Annotated in this window: 14 protein-coding genes; 11 read left to right on the plus strand and 3 right to left on the minus strand. The window is 72.7% G+C overall.

The genetic code is table 11. The features are described from left to right. Positions 1-7 precede the first annotated feature (7 nt). From BBK82_RS38485 to BBK82_RS38495, 3 genes are read right to left on the minus strand one after another with little or no spacing between them, the layout of a single operon-like run. Positions 8-1,177 (minus strand): ABC transporter permease, encoded by a 1,170-nt coding sequence (locus BBK82_RS38485; RefSeq protein WP_065919336.1) that lies wholly within the window; start codon positions 1,175-1,177, stop codon positions 8-10. Next, positions 1,174-1,962 (minus strand): ABC transporter ATP-binding protein, encoded by a 789-nt coding sequence (locus BBK82_RS38490; RefSeq protein WP_083268463.1) that lies wholly within the window; start codon positions 1,960-1,962, stop codon positions 1,174-1,176. Before BBK82_RS38490 ends, BBK82_RS38485 begins: the two co-directional genes overlap by 4 nt. Continuing rightward, the gene (locus BBK82_RS38495) at positions 1,959-3,011 is read right to left on the minus strand and encodes a peptidoglycan-binding protein (protein WP_083268464.1); all 1,053 of its coding nucleotides are present in this window, start codon (positions 3,009-3,011) and stop codon (positions 1,959-1,961) included. Before BBK82_RS38495 ends, BBK82_RS38490 begins: the two co-directional genes overlap by 4 nt. 59 nt (positions 3,012-3,070) lie before the next feature. On the opposite strand from BBK82_RS38495, the gene BBK82_RS38500 reads away from it, so the two are divergent. The 11 genes from BBK82_RS38500 to BBK82_RS38550 all read left to right on the plus strand — a co-directional run bounded on the left by BBK82_RS38500 (position 3,071) and on the right by BBK82_RS38550 (position 16,727). Further along, positions 3,071-3,763, plus strand: a complete 693-nt coding sequence (locus BBK82_RS38500) for a response regulator transcription factor (protein ID WP_065921695.1) — start codon at positions 3,071-3,073, stop codon at positions 3,761-3,763. Next, entirely contained in the window at positions 3,753-4,625 is an 873-nt protein-coding gene (locus tag BBK82_RS55120; protein ID WP_065919337.1) for a hypothetical protein, read from the plus strand. The genes BBK82_RS38500 and BBK82_RS55120 overlap by 11 nt, the downstream gene beginning before the upstream one ends. Further along, entirely contained in the window at positions 4,613-5,428 is an 816-nt protein-coding gene (locus tag BBK82_RS55125; RefSeq protein WP_065919338.1) for a HAMP domain-containing sensor histidine kinase, read from the plus strand. Before BBK82_RS55120 ends, BBK82_RS55125 begins: the two co-directional genes overlap by 13 nt. A 96-nt stretch (positions 5,429-5,524) precedes the next feature. Next, the gene (locus tag BBK82_RS38515; protein ID WP_237047806.1) at positions 5,525-6,742 is read left to right on the plus strand and encodes a glycoside hydrolase family 20 zincin-like fold domain-containing protein; all 1,218 of its coding nucleotides are present in this window, start codon (positions 5,525-5,527) and stop codon (positions 6,740-6,742) included. A gap of 86 nt (positions 6,743-6,828) precedes the next feature. Next, positions 6,829-8,667 carry a HEAT repeat domain-containing protein gene (locus tag BBK82_RS38520; RefSeq protein WP_065919340.1) on the plus strand — a complete coding sequence of 613 codons (1,839 nt, stop codon included), beginning with the start codon at positions 6,829-6,831 and terminating at the stop codon, positions 8,665-8,667. 171 nt (positions 8,668-8,838) lie between these two features. Beyond that, a complete protein-coding gene (locus BBK82_RS38525) occupies positions 8,839-9,381 on the plus strand; it encodes a hypothetical protein (RefSeq protein ID WP_065919341.1) in 543 nt (180 codons plus the stop codon). Positions 9,382-9,576: 195 nt separating this feature from the next. Next, complete coding sequence (locus BBK82_RS38530; RefSeq protein WP_065919342.1) at positions 9,577-10,068, plus strand: hypothetical protein; 492 nt, start codon at positions 9,577-9,579, stop codon at positions 10,066-10,068. Beyond that, the gene (locus BBK82_RS38535; RefSeq protein ID WP_065921696.1) at positions 10,068-11,450 is read left to right on the plus strand and encodes a hypothetical protein; all 1,383 of its coding nucleotides are present in this window, start codon (positions 10,068-10,070) and stop codon (positions 11,448-11,450) included. Before BBK82_RS38530 ends, BBK82_RS38535 begins: the two co-directional genes overlap by 1 nt. Then, positions 11,447-12,817: a VWA domain-containing protein gene (locus BBK82_RS38540; RefSeq protein ID WP_065919343.1), complete on the plus strand. Its 1,371-nt coding sequence runs from the start codon at positions 11,447-11,449 to the stop codon at positions 12,815-12,817. Before BBK82_RS38535 ends, BBK82_RS38540 begins: the two co-directional genes overlap by 4 nt. A 17-nt stretch (positions 12,818-12,834) precedes the next feature. Then, positions 12,835-13,956, plus strand: coding sequence for an ATP-binding protein (locus BBK82_RS38545; RefSeq protein ID WP_065919344.1), 1,122 nt, complete (start codon positions 12,835-12,837; stop codon positions 13,954-13,956). Continuing rightward, a complete protein-coding gene (locus tag BBK82_RS38550) occupies positions 13,953-16,727 on the plus strand; it encodes a DUF5682 family protein (protein ID WP_065919345.1) in 2,775 nt (924 codons plus the stop codon). Before BBK82_RS38545 ends, BBK82_RS38550 begins: the two co-directional genes overlap by 4 nt. Positions 16,728-16,736 lie beyond the last annotated feature (9 nt).

The raw sequence follows: 16,736 nt of genomic DNA on the forward strand, positions 1-16,736 counted from the left end.
GTTCCCTTCACGCGGAGAGCGCCTGCGTCGGCGTGAGCCGGGCGGCGCGGATGGAGGGGTACAGGCCGGCCACGGCGCCCACGACGAACGCCGCGAGCACGCCGGAGGCCAGCACCGTCCCGGGGATGACGAGCGGCCAGCCGTGCCAGGTCGCGTAGCCCGCGACCCCGAGCGCACCGAGCGCGGTGCCGGCCAGACCGCCCAGTGACGACAGCAGCACGGCCTCGGTGAGGAACTGCGCGCGGATGTGCCCGCGGGTCGCACCGAGGGCCCGCCGCAGCCCGATCTCGCCGCGGCGTTCGAGCACGGAGATCACCATGGTGTTCGCCACGCCCACCCCGCCGACCAGCAACGCCACCCCGGCGAGCCCGAGGAACAGCGCGCTGTAGGAGCTCTGCGTGGCCCGCTTGGCCGCCAGCGCGTCCGACGGCCTGCTCACCTGCACCAGCCCCGGCACCTCGCCGTACAGCGTGGCGGGCAAGACCTTGCGAACGTCCTCGATGGACTCCTCGCGGGCCTTCACGTACACGACGGTCGGGTGCCCGTCGAAGCCGAGCGACGTCCGCGCGGCCTCCCAGCCGACCAGCACGGACCGTTCGACGTCCGGCGCCAGCGGCATCGGCCCCAGCACCCCGACGACGGTGAACCACCTGTCCCCCACGAACACCGCGGGCTGCTGCCCGGCGTCGCGGATCCCGAGCCTGCCCGCCGCGACGTGGCCGAGCACGACCGACGGGAAGTCCGGCCGCGGCAGGAACTGTCCACTGCGGACGTGCCCGTTCACCACCTCCAGCAGTCCTGGCGTCGTGGCCAGCACGGTGAGGTCGGAGCTGTGCCCGGGATCGAGCAGGTCGTTGCGCCGCACCCGTGCGTGCGTGTTCGCCACCGCCGCCGCGGCCGTCACCGGCGCGATCCTGCCGACCATCGCGACCGACGACTCGGGCAGCAGCACGGGATCGTCGGTGCGCTGGACGGGCTGGGCGCGCAACAGGTTGGTGCCCAGCGCGGTCAGCTCGTCCAGCAACGCCTGCTGGCTGGAGGCGGGGACGCCGGTGACCACGACGACGGTGGCGATGCCGAGCGCGATGCCCAGCGCGGACAGGGCCGCGCGCAGCTTGCGGGTGCGCATGCCGATGGAGCCGAGGGCGAGGAGGTCGGTGAACGCGAGTCGTCTCATCGGCCACCCCCGGTGATGCCGGTTCCCGGCCGGCGCACGACGACGGTCTTCTCCCCCGGCCGTCCCGAGTCCGCCACCGGCCGCCCGCCACGCAGGGCCGCCCACTGGCCCGGCTGCCCCGAGTCCGCCACGACCCGCCCGTCCCTCAGCTCCACCCGCCGCGGCAGCGACGCCGCGATCTCCCGGTCGTGCGTGATGACCGCGATCGTGGTGCCCTGCCGGTTCAGCTCGCCGAGCAGCTCCATCACGGCCCGCCCGTTCGCCGTGTCCAGCGCCCCGGTCGGTTCGTCGGCCAGCACCAGCGACGGCTCGTTCACCACGGCACGCGCGATCGCGACCCGTTGCCGTTCACCGCCGGACAGCTGTCCCGGCCGGTGCGACACGCGGTGTCCGAGCCCGACCCGTTCCAGCGCGCCCACCGCCAGCTCCAGCCGGTCCTTGCGCCGCACGCCCGCGTACGGCAGCCCGGTCGCCACGTTCTCCGCCGCCGTCAGCCCCTCGGACAGGTGGAACTGCTGGAACACGAACCCCAGCCGGCTCCCCCGCAGCGCCGACAACCGCCGGTCCGACAACCTCGACACGTCCTGGCCGTCGATCTCCACCGTTCCCGACGAGGGCAGGTCCAGCGTGCCGACGAGGTGCAGCAGCGTCGACTTGCCCGACCCCGACGGACCCACGACCGCGACCAGCTCACCCGCCTGGACCTGCAGCGACACGTCGTTCAGCGCCGTCACCCCGCCGGGGTACCGCTTGGACACCGACCGCAGCGCGAGCACCGGCGTCACTGCGCCACCACCACTTCCAGGCCGTCGACGACGCCGTCACCCGACACCTCGACCTCGTCCTGCGAGTACAGCCCGGTCCGCACCGCCTTCAGCGCGCCGTCGGGCAGCTGCACCGCGTACCCGCCCTCCTTCAACGCCACCAGCGCGGCCAGCGGCACGGTCAGCACGCCCGTGCGGCTCTCGGTCGTGATCTTCAACCGCACCGGCGCCGTGTCCAGGTCGGCGACGTCGGCCGGGTTGTCCGGGGTGACGACGACGTCGACCTTCGGGCTGGCACCGGCCTCGTAGGCGGCGGCGTGGGCCACCGACGTGACCTTGCCCGGCACCTCGCGCTGGTCCGGACGCACGACCACCACCGGCGCACCCGCCTTCAGCGCGCCCGCCTCCGCGACCGGGACCTTGAGCGACACCAGCCGCGTGGTGGGCGTGACCTCGAACAGCTCCTCCGCCGCGGGGGCACCGAGCTGGGCCTTCACCGCGCCCACCCGCACGGGTCCGCCCAGCACGAGGACGCGGCCGGGCGCGAGCACGCCGGTCTGCTCCACGCCGAGCGCCTTCTGCCACTTCTTCACCGCGTCCACGACCCGCGGCGTGAGCTCGGCCTTCGCCGGGTCCTTCGCCCGCACGCCGACCTGGTAGCCGAGCGCCGCCAGGTTGTCCACGACCACCGCGACGTCGGAGCCCTTCAGCCCCGGCGCGTCCAGGGCGCGGAACAGCGGCGTCGCGCCGAAGAACACGACCACCGGCTGGTCGTCCACCCGGTAGAGCTCCTTGCCCAGCTCGGTGACCTGGCCGACGGCGGGCAGCTTGGTGACGGTGCCGGTGCCGCCCTTGACCGGTCTGGCCGCGCCGAACCCGAGATCGGCCTGCAGCACCCTGGTGTTCGTGAGGTCTCCTCTGGTCACGGTCGTGGTCTTGACCGCAGGTGGCGGCGCTGCCGCGGGTTCGTCGGGACGTGACCGCACGAGCAGCACCCCGGCGACGGCGACCACGACGACGAGCGTGACCGCGATGACGGTGTTGCGCATGACGTGGATCTTGTTCGGCACTTGTGAGGATCCTGTGTCGAACCGGTGACCGCGCCGAGGGCGTCCCTATCATCGGCGCCGTGAGCGCACTGATCCTGGTCGCGGAGGACGACGAGAACCAGGCCGAGCTCGTCCGCCGCTACCTGGAGCAGGACCACCACCGGGTCGTGGTCGTGCACGACGGCCGCGACGCACTCGACGTGGCGCGCGCCAAGGAACCCGCGCTGGTCGTGCTCGACCTGATGCTGCCGGGCCTCAGCGGGCTCGACGTGTGCCGGGCGTTGCGCGCGGACTCGGACGTGCTGGTGCTGATGCTCACCGCGCGGTCCACGGAGGACGACCTGCTGCACGGCCTGGGGCTCGGCGCGGACGACTACATGACGAAGCCGTTCAGCCCGCGCGAGCTCGTGGCGCGGGTGCGGACGTTGCTGCGCAGGCGACCGGACGTGCGCCCGGCGCCGTTGCTGCGGGTCGGGCCGATCGTGGTCGACCCGGTGCGGCACGAGGTCACGGTGCGCGGCGCGCAGGTCGAGTGCACGCCCGGCGAGTTCGGGCTGCTGGAGGTGCTCGCCTCGCAGGTGGACCGGGTGTTCAGCCGCGAGCAGCTGCTGGAACGCATGCACGGCATCGACAGCTACCTGACCACCCGCACGATCGACACGCACGTGAAGAACTTGCGCCGCAAGATCGAGCGGAGCTCCCGCACGCCGGAGCACCTGGTCACGGTCTACGGCATCGGCTACAAGCTCACGGCCGGTTCCGGTGCGCCGTAGCGTCTTCACCCGGCTGCTGCTCGTCGTCGTCCTGATCGCGGTGTGCTCGGTCGCCGCGACGGCGTGGCTCGCGACCCAGCTCACGCAGGCGTCGATCGCCCGTGAGCAGGGCCGGGAGCTGGCCGCCGACAACCGGATCTACGCCGCGCTGCTGAGCTACGCCGCCGCGCACCGCGACTGGTCCGAAGTGGACTCCGTGCTGGACCAGCTCGTCCTCGCCCAGCCGCACCGCCGGATCGCGTTGCTCACCAAGGACGGCCGCACGATCGCCGACCGCGGTGGCGACGGCGGGCAGCTGCCCGCGACGGCCGCCGCGGTGGTCGACCCGCTCGCCGTCGACCCCGTCCTGGTGCCCGGCGCGCCCGCCGACCGGATCGACGAACGGGTGCTGGGCCCGTTCCGCACGCCGATCGACTTCCGCGAACGCGAAGACCGGACCGGGACGTTGCAGTGCCTGCGTGCCCGCAAGCAGCAGCCGGGGCCGAAGGACTGCCGGGAGACCGACCTGGAGTTCGACACCGCCGCCGACTTCTCCGCGCTGCTCGAACTCGAAGACCTGGTCAACGCATGTCTGGCGCGCAAGTCGCTGCCACCGGTCGAGCTCGACCCCGACCACACGCCCGCGCGCAAGCAGCTCGTGCCCGACGAGCCCGCGGCCGCCGCCTGCGTCACGCCGGTCGCCGCGAGCAGCTCGCCCGTACGCGGCACCGGCGCTGCTCTACCTGACGAACCACGGACCGCCGACCGCCGCGATCTCGTTGTCCGCAACGGGAGGTCGCCGGTGCCGCCGCGGCCGTCCTGCTCGTCGCGCTGGTCGCCGCCTACGCGGGCGCGCGGATCACCCGGCCGTTGCGGGCGCTGACCGCCGCGGCCCAGCACATGTCCGGCGGCGGCGACATCCCACCGGTGCCCGTGCGCGGCCAGGACGAGATCGCGGGCCTGACCAGGGCGTTCAACACGATGGCAGCGAACAGGGCGCAGCTGGAGCAGGCCCGCAAGGCGATGGTCGGCGACGTCGCGCACGAGCTGCGCACCCCGTTGAGCAACATCCGCGGGTGGCTGGAGGCGGCGCAGGACGGGGTGAGCGACCTCGACCCGGCGCTGGTCACGTTGCTGCTCAAGGAGGCCCTGGTGCTGCAGCACGTCGTGGACGACCTGCAGGACCTCGCGGTGGCCGACGCGGGCGCGTTGCGGCTGTCGGTCGAACCGCTGCCGCTCGCCGTAGTCCTGGACCAGGTCCGCGCGGCGCACGAGCCGCGGGCGGCGCAGGCAGGTGTCACGCTGTCGGTGTCGTCCGGTCAGGTGACCGTCGAGGCGGACGCGGTGCGGCTGCGGCAAGTCCTCGACAACCTCGTGGCGAACGCGCTGAGGTACGTGCCGGCCGGCGGTTCGGTGTCGATCACCGCGGCCGAGCAGGGCGCGGAGGTGGTGATCTCCGTCACCGACACGGGTTCCGGAATCGCCGCCCAGGACCTCCCGCACGTGTTCGACCGCTTCTTCCGGGCCGACAGGTCCCGTTCCCGCAGTACGGGCGGAAGTGGACTCGGGCTGGCGATCGTGCGCAAACTGGTGGAGGCGCACGACGGTTCCATCGACGTGACCAGCGCGCCGGGTCAAGGCACCACGTTCACCGTGCGGCTGCCGGGTCACGTGGAACTCACCTGAACCGCGCTGCGTTGACCGGGTGCAGGCAGTCCGCCGGAGAGGAACACGGTGATCGTCCCCACGCCCTCGAGCGCGCCCCGTCGCACGGGAGCGTTCGTGCTCGAAGAAGACGTCACGATCAGGGTGACCGGTCAAGCCCGCACCGCCGCGGCGATGCTGCGCGAGCACATCTTCCGCCAGACCGGGCACACGCTCGCCGAGTCGCCCGACGGCAGGCTGATGGTGACGCTCGACCCGGCCCTGCGCGGCCTCGGTCCCGAGGGCTACGCGCTGCTGGTGAGCCCGAACGCGGTGATGCTGCGGGCGCGGACGCAGGCGGGGCTGCGGCACGGCGTGCAGTCGTTCCGCCAGCTGATGACCCAGGACGGCACCGTGCGCGCCGCCGACGTGCAGGACTCCCCCGCGTTCGCGTGGCGCGGTGTCTCCAGCGAGCTGCTGCCGCCCGCCGAGATGCGCGCGACCATCGACAGGATGGCCGCCTACAAGCTCAACGTCCTGCACCTGCGGCCGGACGGCGACCAGCACGAGCTGCGCGAGCTCGTGGAGTACGCGCTCGCCAACGGCGTGACGGTCGTGCCGGAGATCGGCAGGTCGCTGGCCGAGGTGCTGGAGGTGTTCCCGAGCCGCTGGGTGCACATCGGCCGCGCCAAGCTGACCCGCGGCCTCGCCGGCCTGTTGCAGAGCCACGACCGCGTCCCGGTGCGCTGGCACGACGGGGCCGGCACGGCCGACGTGCTCGGCCGCACGGCCAGCTCACCGAGGGCGACGCCGGCCTGCGCGGTGGCCGGCCGGCTGGTCCGGCGGCCAGGTGCTGCTGCCGCGCTCGGCCGCACTGGCGTCCCCCGCGCTCGGTTGAGATCCTCCTTTCCCGGGTACCACGGTGCCCCCAGGGGAAAGGAACGTGACATGCCCTCGTCCAGGTCGCTGCGCCGCATGGCCGCTCTGCCGCTCGTCCTGCTCGTCGTCGCCGCCGTCCTCGACGTGCTGCACCTCGTCACCGGCAGCTCGACCGCGGCCGCGTTCGCCTGGCACCTGATCGCCGCCGGCCTGCTGCTCGGCATCGCCGTAGCGGCCGCGCAGTGGCTCGACCGGATCTTCGCCGAGTCCGCCGCCTTCACGACCGGCGACCTGGTGATCGCCGGCGCGCTGGTGCTGTTCGGCACCAGCTGGGTGCTGCGCCTCGGCCAGATCGGCTGGGAACCGAGCCTGCCCGCGGTGTTCGCGGCCTGGGTCGGCGCGCTCGGGGTGTGCGCGGTCGGCTTCCTCGGCACCGCCGGGCGACTGCGCCAGAAGCCGGCCGTCAGCACCTCCTGATCGCGTTTCCCACGCGCCTCAGGTGACGTCGATGCAGTAGGGTTCCCAGCACATCATCGGTTCTCATCCGAAAAGAAGTCGCCTGGATGTCCCAGGAGCTCGCGCCCGCCATCGCGTGGGACCAGCTGCAACACCACTACGGCACCGCGGAAGACGTCCCAGAACTGCTGCTCGCCGCGGCCACCGACGACCGAGCTTTCGGCGAGCTGGACAACAAGATCTCCCACCAGGGCGGTTGCGTCCTGTCCGCCGCACCACCGGTCCTGCCGACGCTGCTGCGGTGGGCCGCCGACCCGGCCGTCGGGCACCGGGCCGACGTGCTCGACCTCGTCGGCCGCCTGGCGGAGGCCGCGCGCACGGCACGACCCCGCTTCGTCACCCCGGCCTGGCCCGCCGCCTGGTCCGCCGCCGTCCCGGCGTTGCTCGGCCTGCTCACCGACCAGGACCCGGTCGTGCGCAGGAAGGTCGTGTTCCCGCTCGCGCAGGCACGCGAGCACGCCGGCGTGGTGCTCCCGGCGTTGCTGGAGAGCTGGCAGCGGGAGACCGACGAGGCCGCTCGCCCAGGTCAGGTGCTGGCGGCGGCAGAGCTGTTGCGGGACATGGCCGCCGAGTGGCCGCGCGAGATCGTCGACTGGCTTTCCGGGCTGCGGCACCACGCGGAGCCGGCGCACCGGTTCGCCGCGGCGATGGCACACCGCACGTGCGGGCTCGGCGGGCGCGACCCGTGGCACGTCGACGAGGCCGCGTCCTACCTCCCGACCGCGGATCCCGTGCTGTGGCAGCAGGTGTGGCCCTCCCGGCAGCCGATCGGCAGGCTCGTCCGGTGGACGGGCGACGTGCTCGGCGACGACCGCGACGGACGCACCCGGCTGGCGGTGACCCTGCTGCGCGCCCACCACGAGCAGGCGCTGAACACCGCGTGGGACGTGCTGAGGCGCTGGCGTTCGCCCGTCGCGACGCTGTTGCCCCTCGTCGCGGAACTTCTCTCCGATGTGGACCCGGTCCAGCGTGCCCGGGCCGCCGACGTTCTCGCCTCCACCGGCCGTGCTGCCGGGCCGTGGCGCGAGGACCTGGTCACCGCCGCCGCTGACGGAGTTCCCTCAGTGCGCAAGGCCGCGGTGCTCGCCCTGGTGGCTTCCGGCGCACCGGAAGCCCCTGAGCTGGCCGGCGCCCTGCTCACCGAGGAGCTGACGTTCGGCGAGATCTTGAAGCTCCTCAAGCCGCTGCGGCCGTTCGCCGCCACGCTGCTGCCGGTCGTGCGCCGCCGCCTGCGCGAGACGGATTGTCCGGAGAAGCGGCGCGGCTACCTCGCCGTGCTGGCCGAGTGGGGTCCCGGAGCAGCGGAAGCGCTGCCGGACGTCGCCGCGTTCATCGGCACCCAGTCCGAGGACTGGGCCGTGGACGCGCTCATCGCGTTCGGCACGGCGGAAGCACGCGCGCTGGTGGTCGTTCCGGAGGGGGACACCTCGATCCAGGCGGCCGTCCGGCGCTGGCGGCTGACCGGTGAGGCCGAGGACCTGCTCCGCCGCCTGCACGCCGACGATCCGACCCTGCTGCGGCACCTCGAAGTCCTGGCCGAGCTCGGCCACGCGGCGGCCGGCCTGGCCGGCGAGCTGCGCGGCCGGCCTGCGTCCAGGTGGGAGAAGGCGCGCGTCGCCCACGTCCTGTGGCGGATGAGCGGCGACCCGCTGGACGGCAGCAGGTGGGCCACGGCGACCGCACGGGCCCTCGCGTCGGAAGGGCCGGTCGGCCGGTACCTGATCCGGCATCTCGGCAGGCTGGTGGAGCTGGGTCCGCTGGCCGCGCCGGTGGTACCGGTCCTGCGGGAGCTGCTCGACGCGGACGAACGCCCGATCCGGCACGGGATCCCGGACGACCAGCTGCTGTGCGACATCGTCCGGAGCGTCCTGGCCGGCGCGAGCTGAGGCCGATCGACTGGTTCGTGAAGGCTTCGGACACGGTCGAGCACCACATCGGTGAACGGCGTGGTGAGCACGATGCCGGGAAGTGGCACAACTGCCGAACGTCCACACCGGACAGGCTCCCGGTTCGCGAAGTGGCCCACAGCTCTCACCGCTGCTGTGTACCGTGCCCGCGTGGAGATCACCGACAGGACTTTCCCGCCCGCACTCGCCGCCCTCTCCGGCATCGAGTTCCCCTGGGCCCACGACGACGCCTCCGACGACCCGGCGCCGAGCAACATCGACTACGAGCCCTACGAGGAGTTCGACTCCGCCGAGGACACCACCGGCTGGATCCGGGCCTGGACCGGGAACGAGGAGCTCGACGGTGACGCGTTCCGGGTGTTCGCGCAGGACGGTACCGGCGGGCTGGTGACCAGCTGGGTCGTGCGGCCGGGGCGGCCGCTGGCCGAGCAGCCGGTGGCGTTCTTCGGTTCCGAGGGCGAGGTCGGCGTGGTGGCGGCGGACCTGGGCTCGTTCCTGTGGCTGCTGGCCGGTGGGGTCGGGCCGCAGGAGGCCGTCGAGTTCGGCTCGGACAGCGGGGTGCCGCACCCGGAGCTGCGCGCGGTGGCCGAGCAGTACGCGGGTGTGGCCGAGAGGACGCCGGCCGAGGTGCTGGCGGCGGCGCGGGCGGAGTTCCCGGACTTCGCGGAGACCGTCCAGTCCTGGTGTCGTTAGAACCGCGGACCGGGAGCGCGGCCGGGCGACTCCCGGTCGCGCGGTCCTGCCCGTCCGGACCGGTCCCCGGCGCCACCGCGAGCTGACCACCTGCGGGGTTTCGGTGATCGTCAGAAATTGTCAGGGGTCGTCGCTAACGTCTCTCCCGTCGGTCTGAACCGCTCGGATCGGGCCCAGGGGCGAGGAGATGGTGCGTTGTCGGGTTGGGAGAGTTCGAGCACGGCGCGGGTGTTGTGGCCCGCGCGGCCGCGCAAGCTGGCCAAGGTCCCGTTCGTCGAACTGGCGGACGGGCGGCTGCAGGGCGTGGTCTCCAGCGGCTCGGACGTCGAGCGGGTGTACGTGTCGTCGGTGTCGGCGGGCTCGTACGCGTTTTCCTGCAGCACCAACAACAACAGGCCGTGCGGCGGGGCGAGGGGCGGGTTCTGCAACCACATCCTCGGCCTGATCGGCGAGGCCGTGCTGCAGTACGGGGCGGAGCGAGTGTCGCGTTACCTGCGCGTGGAGGGTGCGGACGCGAACCAGATCGCGGAGACCATGCGTGCGGCCGGACCGTCCCAGGGGGACAGTGCCGCGGCGGCCCAGGTGTTCAGCCGGTTCCTGCGTCATCTGGCCTATCTGGAGCTCGCGCCGACGACGGCGCCGTTGCCCGAGATGCAGTGGTTCCCGCCGACCAGGGCGGTGGTGTGATGCGGGCCGACCTGCTGGCGGACGCGGTCGAGGGCCTCGACGAGGCGCTGGAGGCGGTGGCCGGTGCCGACCAGGCGCTGGTGGCCGGTCTGCTGCGCCCGCAGGCCGCCCAGGTGGCCGGGGTGACCGCGCTGGCCGATGCCGTCGCGGGCTCGCCGTTGGCGGAACGGGTGGCGGAGGCGGCCGAGAAGGTCGCGGCCGGCGCGGCGGGCGAGGACCACTTCGTTTCCCTTGCGGCAGCCCGGGTTGCGCTCCTGGGGTCGGTGCACGACGCGGTGCTGCACCGGGTCGACCAGGCGACCGGGCGGACGCGCGTGGAGGAGCTGGTGCCCGCCACGAGCGCCGAGCAGCCGGTGAACCTGTTGCTGGCAGCCCGTTCCTGGCTCGCGGACCTGGCACGCGCCGGGTGGCAGGGCATCGACCACGACCTGGTGGCGGGTGCCGCACCGGTGGTCTCGGCGTTGCTGCCGGTGCCGGAGCTGCGCCGGTTGGCCGCGCTGCTGGACGGGTTCGCGGCCGAGCTGGCGGCGTCGTGTCCCGGGTCGACGCTGGACCGCATTCCCGCGCGGCGCTGGGGAGATCTGTGGTCGCGGGCGGTGCTGCTGACGTTGCCGGGCGCCCTGCGGACGGGCACGACGACGGTGAGCGGACGGTTGCTGCCGCTGGGTGTCGACCTGCAGGAGCACCCGACGGCCGCGCAGGCGCAGGTGCACGCGGTGCTGGAGCCGGCGGACGGTGGCCCGCCGCTGCTGGTGCGCGCCAGTGTGTCGGCGCCGAAGCCGGACACCGTGGTGGGAGCCGGGATCTGGCAGCTGCTGCGCCCGCACCTGTCGCTGCTGACGGCGGTGAGCGAGGGCAGGGCGGTGGAGCTCACCGACATGCCGATGACCGGCGAGGGCGACCTGGTGTGGGTCGAGGAGTGCGCGCGGACCGGTGAGGCGGCCGACCCGTTCACGACCGCCCGCGTGGTGCTGCCGACCGCGAGCGCGTTGCCGACGGCTGCGCTGGACCGGCACCCGGCCCGCATCGCCGTGCCGGTGTTCCTGGAGGGGTACGGCGTGGAGCCGGAACCGCCGGCGTTCACCCTCTCCGGGCAGCTGATCGCGGTCGACGCCGACCGGATCCCGGCGGCCGGTCCGCTGACGCCGGAGGCCGTGGCGTCGTCGGCCGAGTGCATCGGCCTGCTGCGGTGGGACGACGGCGCGTTCCGGGTCCAGCCGCTCGCGGTGCTCTCGTTGGTGCGCAAGAAGTCCGTCGCGCTGCACGCGGGCGCGTGGGCCGGTGGCCCCGGCACCGACAAGGCGGGGGTCAAGGCGGAGAAGGCCGCCACGGACGCCGTGGCCGTGCTGCGCGAGCGCGCGGGAAGGCTGCTGCGCAAATGACCGACGCGACCGAGCAGGCGAACGACGCGAACCGCAGGCAGGTCCTGTACTGGCGGTTGCTGTCGCGGCTCTTCGACCACGAGGAGCAGTCCTCCCTGGAGTCCGCGAGCCTCGCGGTGGTGCAGGACATCGGCTTACCGCCCGCGTTGCTCGACCCGTACACCGGGGTGGACAACGTCGTGCAGCGGCACCCGGACCTGGAGGTGGAGTTCGACGGGCTGATGGTCCGCGACGCCGGCGAGGAGCGGGACGAGGCGGCCGAGGTGCGGCGCGCGGCACTGGTGTCGAAGGTGCTGCTCAACGTCTTCGGCACCGGCGCGGGCACGGTGACGGCGGGACAGCTCGCGCGCTGGCAGTCGGACGCGGGCTGGCTGGAACGCGCGCTGGGCTGCCGGCCCGGTCAGCTGCGCGGTGGCCGCAGCGGCCACGGGACGAGCGGCGGCGTCCAGACGCCGGACCTGGGCACGCTGGTCCCCGACATCGGCCCCGAGCTCGGTGCGCTGGAAGCCGACCTGGTGAAGCGCATGCACCTGCGCGAGGTGCTGGCGGACCCGGCGCTGGCCGCCCAGCTCACGCCGAGCATGTCGCTGATCGAGCAGCTGTTGCGGGACAAGGACAACCTGTCGGGTGTGGCGCTCGCGAACGCCAAGTCGCTGATCCGCCGGTACGTCGACGAGGTGGCCGAGGTGCTGCGGACCGAGGTCGAGAAGGCCGCGGTGGGCTCGCTCGACCGGTCGGTGCCGCCCAAGCGGGTGTTCCGCAACCTCGACCTCGACCGGACCATCTGGAAGAACCTGACGAACTGGAGCCCGGAGGAGGAGCGGCTCTACGTCGACCGCCTCTACTACCGCCAGACGGCCCGCAAGACCACGCCGCAGCGGCTGATCGCGGTGGTCGACCAGTCCGGTTCCATGGTCGACTCGATGGTCAACTGCGCGATCCTGGCGTCGATCTTCGCCGGGCTGCCCAAGGTGGACGTGCACCTGATCGCGTACGACACGCAGGCGCTGGACCTCACGCCGTGGGTGGGCGACCCGTTCGAGACGCTGCTGCGCACGAACCTGGGCGGTGGCAACGACGGCATGGTCGCCATGCTGATGGCGCAGGCCAAGATCGCCGAGCCCGCGAACACCGTGGTCGTGTGGATCTCCGACTTCTACGAGACCCGCATCGAGCAGCTCTTCGAGAACATGGCGGCCATCCACCGCTCCGGTGCGAAGTTCATCCCGGTCGGCTCGGTCACGAGTGCCGGCCGCGGCAGCGTGAACCCGTGGTTCCGCGAGCGGTTCAAGGACCTCGGCACCCCGGTGATCTCCGGCCACATCCGCAAGCTCGTCCACGAGCTCAAGACCTTCCTGACCTTCTGAAAGGGCACCACATCACCATGTCCGACCTGTTGCGCGCCCCCGCCGAGATCAAGTACGCCGAGGAGCTCGACTGGCTCGAGTCGATCGACACGGGCGCCAAGCCGTTCGCGTGGCGGTTGTCGCCGAAGATGATCCGGCTGTTCGTGCTGGGTGCCGAGCGCTCCGACGGACTCGACCGCGAGGTGCCGCAGAAGTGGTTCGGCGACCGCAGCATCGTCGAGCGCGCGATCGTGACGCTGGCGTCCGACCGCGGCCTGCTGCTGATCGGCGACCCCGGCACCGGCAAGAGCTGGCTCGCCGAGCTGCTGGCCGCCGCGATCTCCCGCAACTCCACCCAGGTCGTGCAGGGCACGGCCGGCACGACCGAGGACCACATCAAGTACTCGTGGAACGTGTCGATGGTGATCGCGAAGGGCCAGTCGCGGCAGTCGATGATCCCGTCGCCGATCATGACCGCCATGGAGACCGGCACGATCGGCCGGTTCGAAGAGCTGACCCGCTCGACCAGTGACGTGCAGGACGCCTTGATCTCGATCCTGTCGGAGAAGTACATCTCGGTGCCGGAGCTGGACAGCGGCGGCGGTGACAACATCGTGTTCGCCAAGCCCGGCTTCTCGGTCATCGCCACCGCGAACAGTCGCGACCGGGGCGTGAACGACCTGTCGTCGGCGCTCAAGCGGCGGTTCAACTTCGTGCGCATCCCGGTGGTGACGAACAAGAAGAGCGAGACCGAGATCGTCCGCTTCCGCACCGAGGAGCTGCTGCGCCGGCACCAGATCGAGCTGGACGTGCCGCCGACCCTGCTCGACGTGCTGCTGCGCAGCTTCGCCGACCTGCGCGCCGCCTCGGCCTCGGCGGGCAGCGAGGACGAGAAGCTGGAGTCCGCCCTGTCGACCGCCGAGCAGATCGGCGTGCTGGAGGACGCGATCCTGCACAGCAACTTCTTCGGCGAACGCGCCCTCACCGCCCACACCCTGGGTTCCTCACTCGTCGGCTCGCTGTCCCGCCGCGCGCCGGAAGACCTGGCGATCCTCAACAAGTACCTGCACGGCGTCGTCGAGCCGCGCAGCAAGGACGAGGGCGGGCACTGGCCGGAGTTCCTGACGGGCGGCCGCGACACGATCGCCACCCTCTCGTGACCGGCCCCACCGGGGACGGCGCAACGGTTCGGGCCGCCCCGAACGGCGTCTTCTCCGCTCTTCGCGACCAGCTGCACGAGGCGGCGACCGAGTTCGCCGACGGACCCGGCGCGCTGGAGGGCATCCTGCGCGGCATGGTCGACGACGTCGACCGCGCCGTGCGGGAACCACTGGAGATCTTCCCGGTCTGTCACCACTCCCCCGCCTCGGCCGTGGCGATGGCGCGGCGGCTGCGGGAGAAGCAGCCGAAGGTCGTGTACCTGGAGCTGTGCGAGGACATGGCGCCGCTGCTGACCGAGCTGCGCAACTGCCGGCTTCCCGTTGCGGTGCAGGCGTTCGCGAGCGAGGTCGACGGCTTCCCGGCCGAGTGGGCGCCGCTGTCGGTGGTCGCGCCGATCACCGAGGCGTCGGCGGAGTACCAGGCGATCTCCTACGCGCTGGACACGCCCGGTGTCGAGCTGGTGCTGGTCGACCGCTCGTCCGACCACGTGTTCCAGTGGCAGGCACCCGAGGCGGGCCCTGCCGACGAGGAGGCGCTGCACGGCGACGCGGTCGGTGTGGAGATCGGTGACCTGCGGCCGCGCTTCGCCGAGCTGGAGGAGCACCTGCTGCACCACGGCAAGGTGCGGCACTGGTCGGAGTGGTGGCACCAGTACGTCGAGCAGCCGCTCGGCGACAGCGACCACGACACCTACCGCCAGGTGATGTTCCTGATCGGCAGCCTGTTCCGCCGGCTCGCGCCCGGAGACCCGCACCGGGTCACCGTGGACGAGGACCGCGAGCGCTACATGTGGACCAGGATGCGCGAGCACCTGGCGGCCAGCGGCGCGGACCCGGCCGAGTGCCTGTACGTCTGCGGTGCCTTCCACGCGGCGAGCCACGTCGCGGAGTTCGGCGTCGAGGGCTCCGGTGACTTCGAGATCAGCCCGCGCAGCGCCAGCAGGTGGCAGTACGGCCTGATCCCGTCCAGCCACGCGGCGATCGAGGCGCAGTTCGGCCTCGCGCCCGGTTCGGTGTCGATCGCGGCCACCGAGTGGGCGAAGAACCTGCGGCGCACCAAGGTGAAGCCGTTCGCGCTGGAGGGACAGACCGGCGCGAGGAAGGCGAAGAAGCCGCTGCCGGAACCCGTGGCCGGGCTCGCGGCCGCGGACCAGCTCTCCGGCTTCCTGCAACGCCCGCCGGTGCTCGACCGGCTGGACGAGGCCGAGCTGCTGAGCTGGTCGGTGGAGGTGGTCCGCGCGGCGCGGCGCAACGGTTACCTCTCCTCCACCGCCGACGCGATCTCCGTGTTCGAGACGTCGATCCTGCTGGCAGGCCTGCGCGACCGGGCCCGTCCGACGCCGTACGACTTCCAGGACGCGGCGGTCACGTGCATCGAGAAGGACGTCGTGCCCGGCCGCCGGGACGTCCGCCGCATCGTCGAGATCATGATGGGCGGCGACCGGATCGGCCAGGTCGGCTACGACGCCCTGCCACCGCTGGCCCGCGACGTGCACGACCGCCTCGCCCCGCTGGACCTCAAGCTGGGCCAGCGCGGCGTGCAACGGGCGTTGCTCGACATCGCCGGGCAGCCGGAGCTGGAAGCGTGCTCCGACCTGCTGTGGATGTTGCGCTACCTGATGCCCCACGGCGCCGCCCGCCCGATCATGGGCGAGCGCAGCCTCGGCGAACGCCCGATCCAGGAGTCGTGGGACCTGGCCCTGGGCACCCACCAGCGCGCCTTGATCGAGCTGGGCTACGAGGGCGTCAGCGTCGAGCAGGTGGTCGAACAACGCCTTCGCCGCGCCGCCCACGACCCGCAGGCCACCACCGCCCGCGCCCTCGAAGCCGTCGAGGACGCAATCCGGTACCTGCACAGTCCGCGCCTGGCCGCCGAGCTCGGCACCCGCGCCCTCGACATCCTCGCCACCGAGCGCACCGTCGACGGCGCCCCCGAGGTCCTGCGCCGGGCCCGCCGCCTGCTGGCCTACTACCGCACCACCGACCCGGCCCTGCCGCCGTGGATCGAGTCCTTCGTCCGCACCGGCTACGCCCACTACTGCACGCTGCTGCCGACCGCCTTCACCGAGGAGGACGCCACCGTCGACCAGGTCGCCGCCACCCTCGGCTTCCTGTTCAGCATGGAGTCCCTGGCCCTGTCCCTGGGCTGCGACCGCACCCAGCTGGAGCTCGCCGTCGCCCAGTCCCACCCCGAGGACCCGGCCAAGGTGGCCCTCCTGTGGGCCGCCCAGGTGCAACTCGGCCGCCTGACCCGCGCCGACCTCCGCACCCGGTGCCAGGACCTCCTCACCAACCCCCTCACCCTTCCCAGCTACCCCCGCTACCTCAGCGGCTTCGTCCACGCCCTCGAGCCGGCCCCGTCCCTGGTGGACTTCGTGGTGGAGACCATCTCCACCGCCTTCGCCCACCTCCCCGACCGCCTGCTCCTCCCCTGGCTGCCCACCCTCATCACCACCCTGCGCACCCGCGGCGCGCAGTACGTCCCCCTCCTCATCCGCGAGGCGGCCCGCATCTTCCCGGCCCGCCTCCCCGCCCTCGACACCTGGACTCCGCCCTGGCTCGCCGAGCCCATCCCCACCCCGACCCGCCCGAGGGCAACTTCCTCGCCCTCGGGCGTACCACTGCTGGCGGCCCACCCGGCGACCTGCGACGCCCTCGCGGAGCTGCTGGGCTGCACGGGTTCCTGGCAAGCGGCAGCGCCGTCCGGCGTCACCCTGCTGACCAAGCACCCGGACACCGCCTTGGCCTTGGAGGCGCTGCTGACCCCTTGAAAAGCGTTG

This window comes from Lentzea guizhouensis (assembly GCF_001701025.1).
Lineage (GTDB): Bacteria > Actinomycetota > Actinomycetes > Mycobacteriales > Pseudonocardiaceae > Lentzea > Lentzea guizhouensis.

Coding starts and splice junctions, on each gene's coding strand:
- BBK82_RS38485 (WP_065919336.1), bottom strand. CDS start 1,177: ATGAGACGACTCGCGTTCACCGACCTCCTCGCCCTCGGCTCCATCGGC.
- BBK82_RS38545 (WP_065919344.1), top strand. CDS start 12,835: ATGTCCGACCTGTTGCGCGCCCCCGCCGAGATCAAGTACGCCGAGGAG.
- BBK82_RS38520 (WP_065919340.1), top strand. CDS start 6,829: ATGTCCCAGGAGCTCGCGCCCGCCATCGCGTGGGACCAGCTGCAACAC.
- BBK82_RS38535 (WP_065921696.1), top strand. CDS start 10,068: ATGCGGGCCGACCTGCTGGCGGACGCGGTCGAGGGCCTCGACGAGGCG.
- BBK82_RS38540 (WP_065919343.1), top strand. CDS start 11,447: ATGACCGACGCGACCGAGCAGGCGAACGACGCGAACCGCAGGCAGGTC.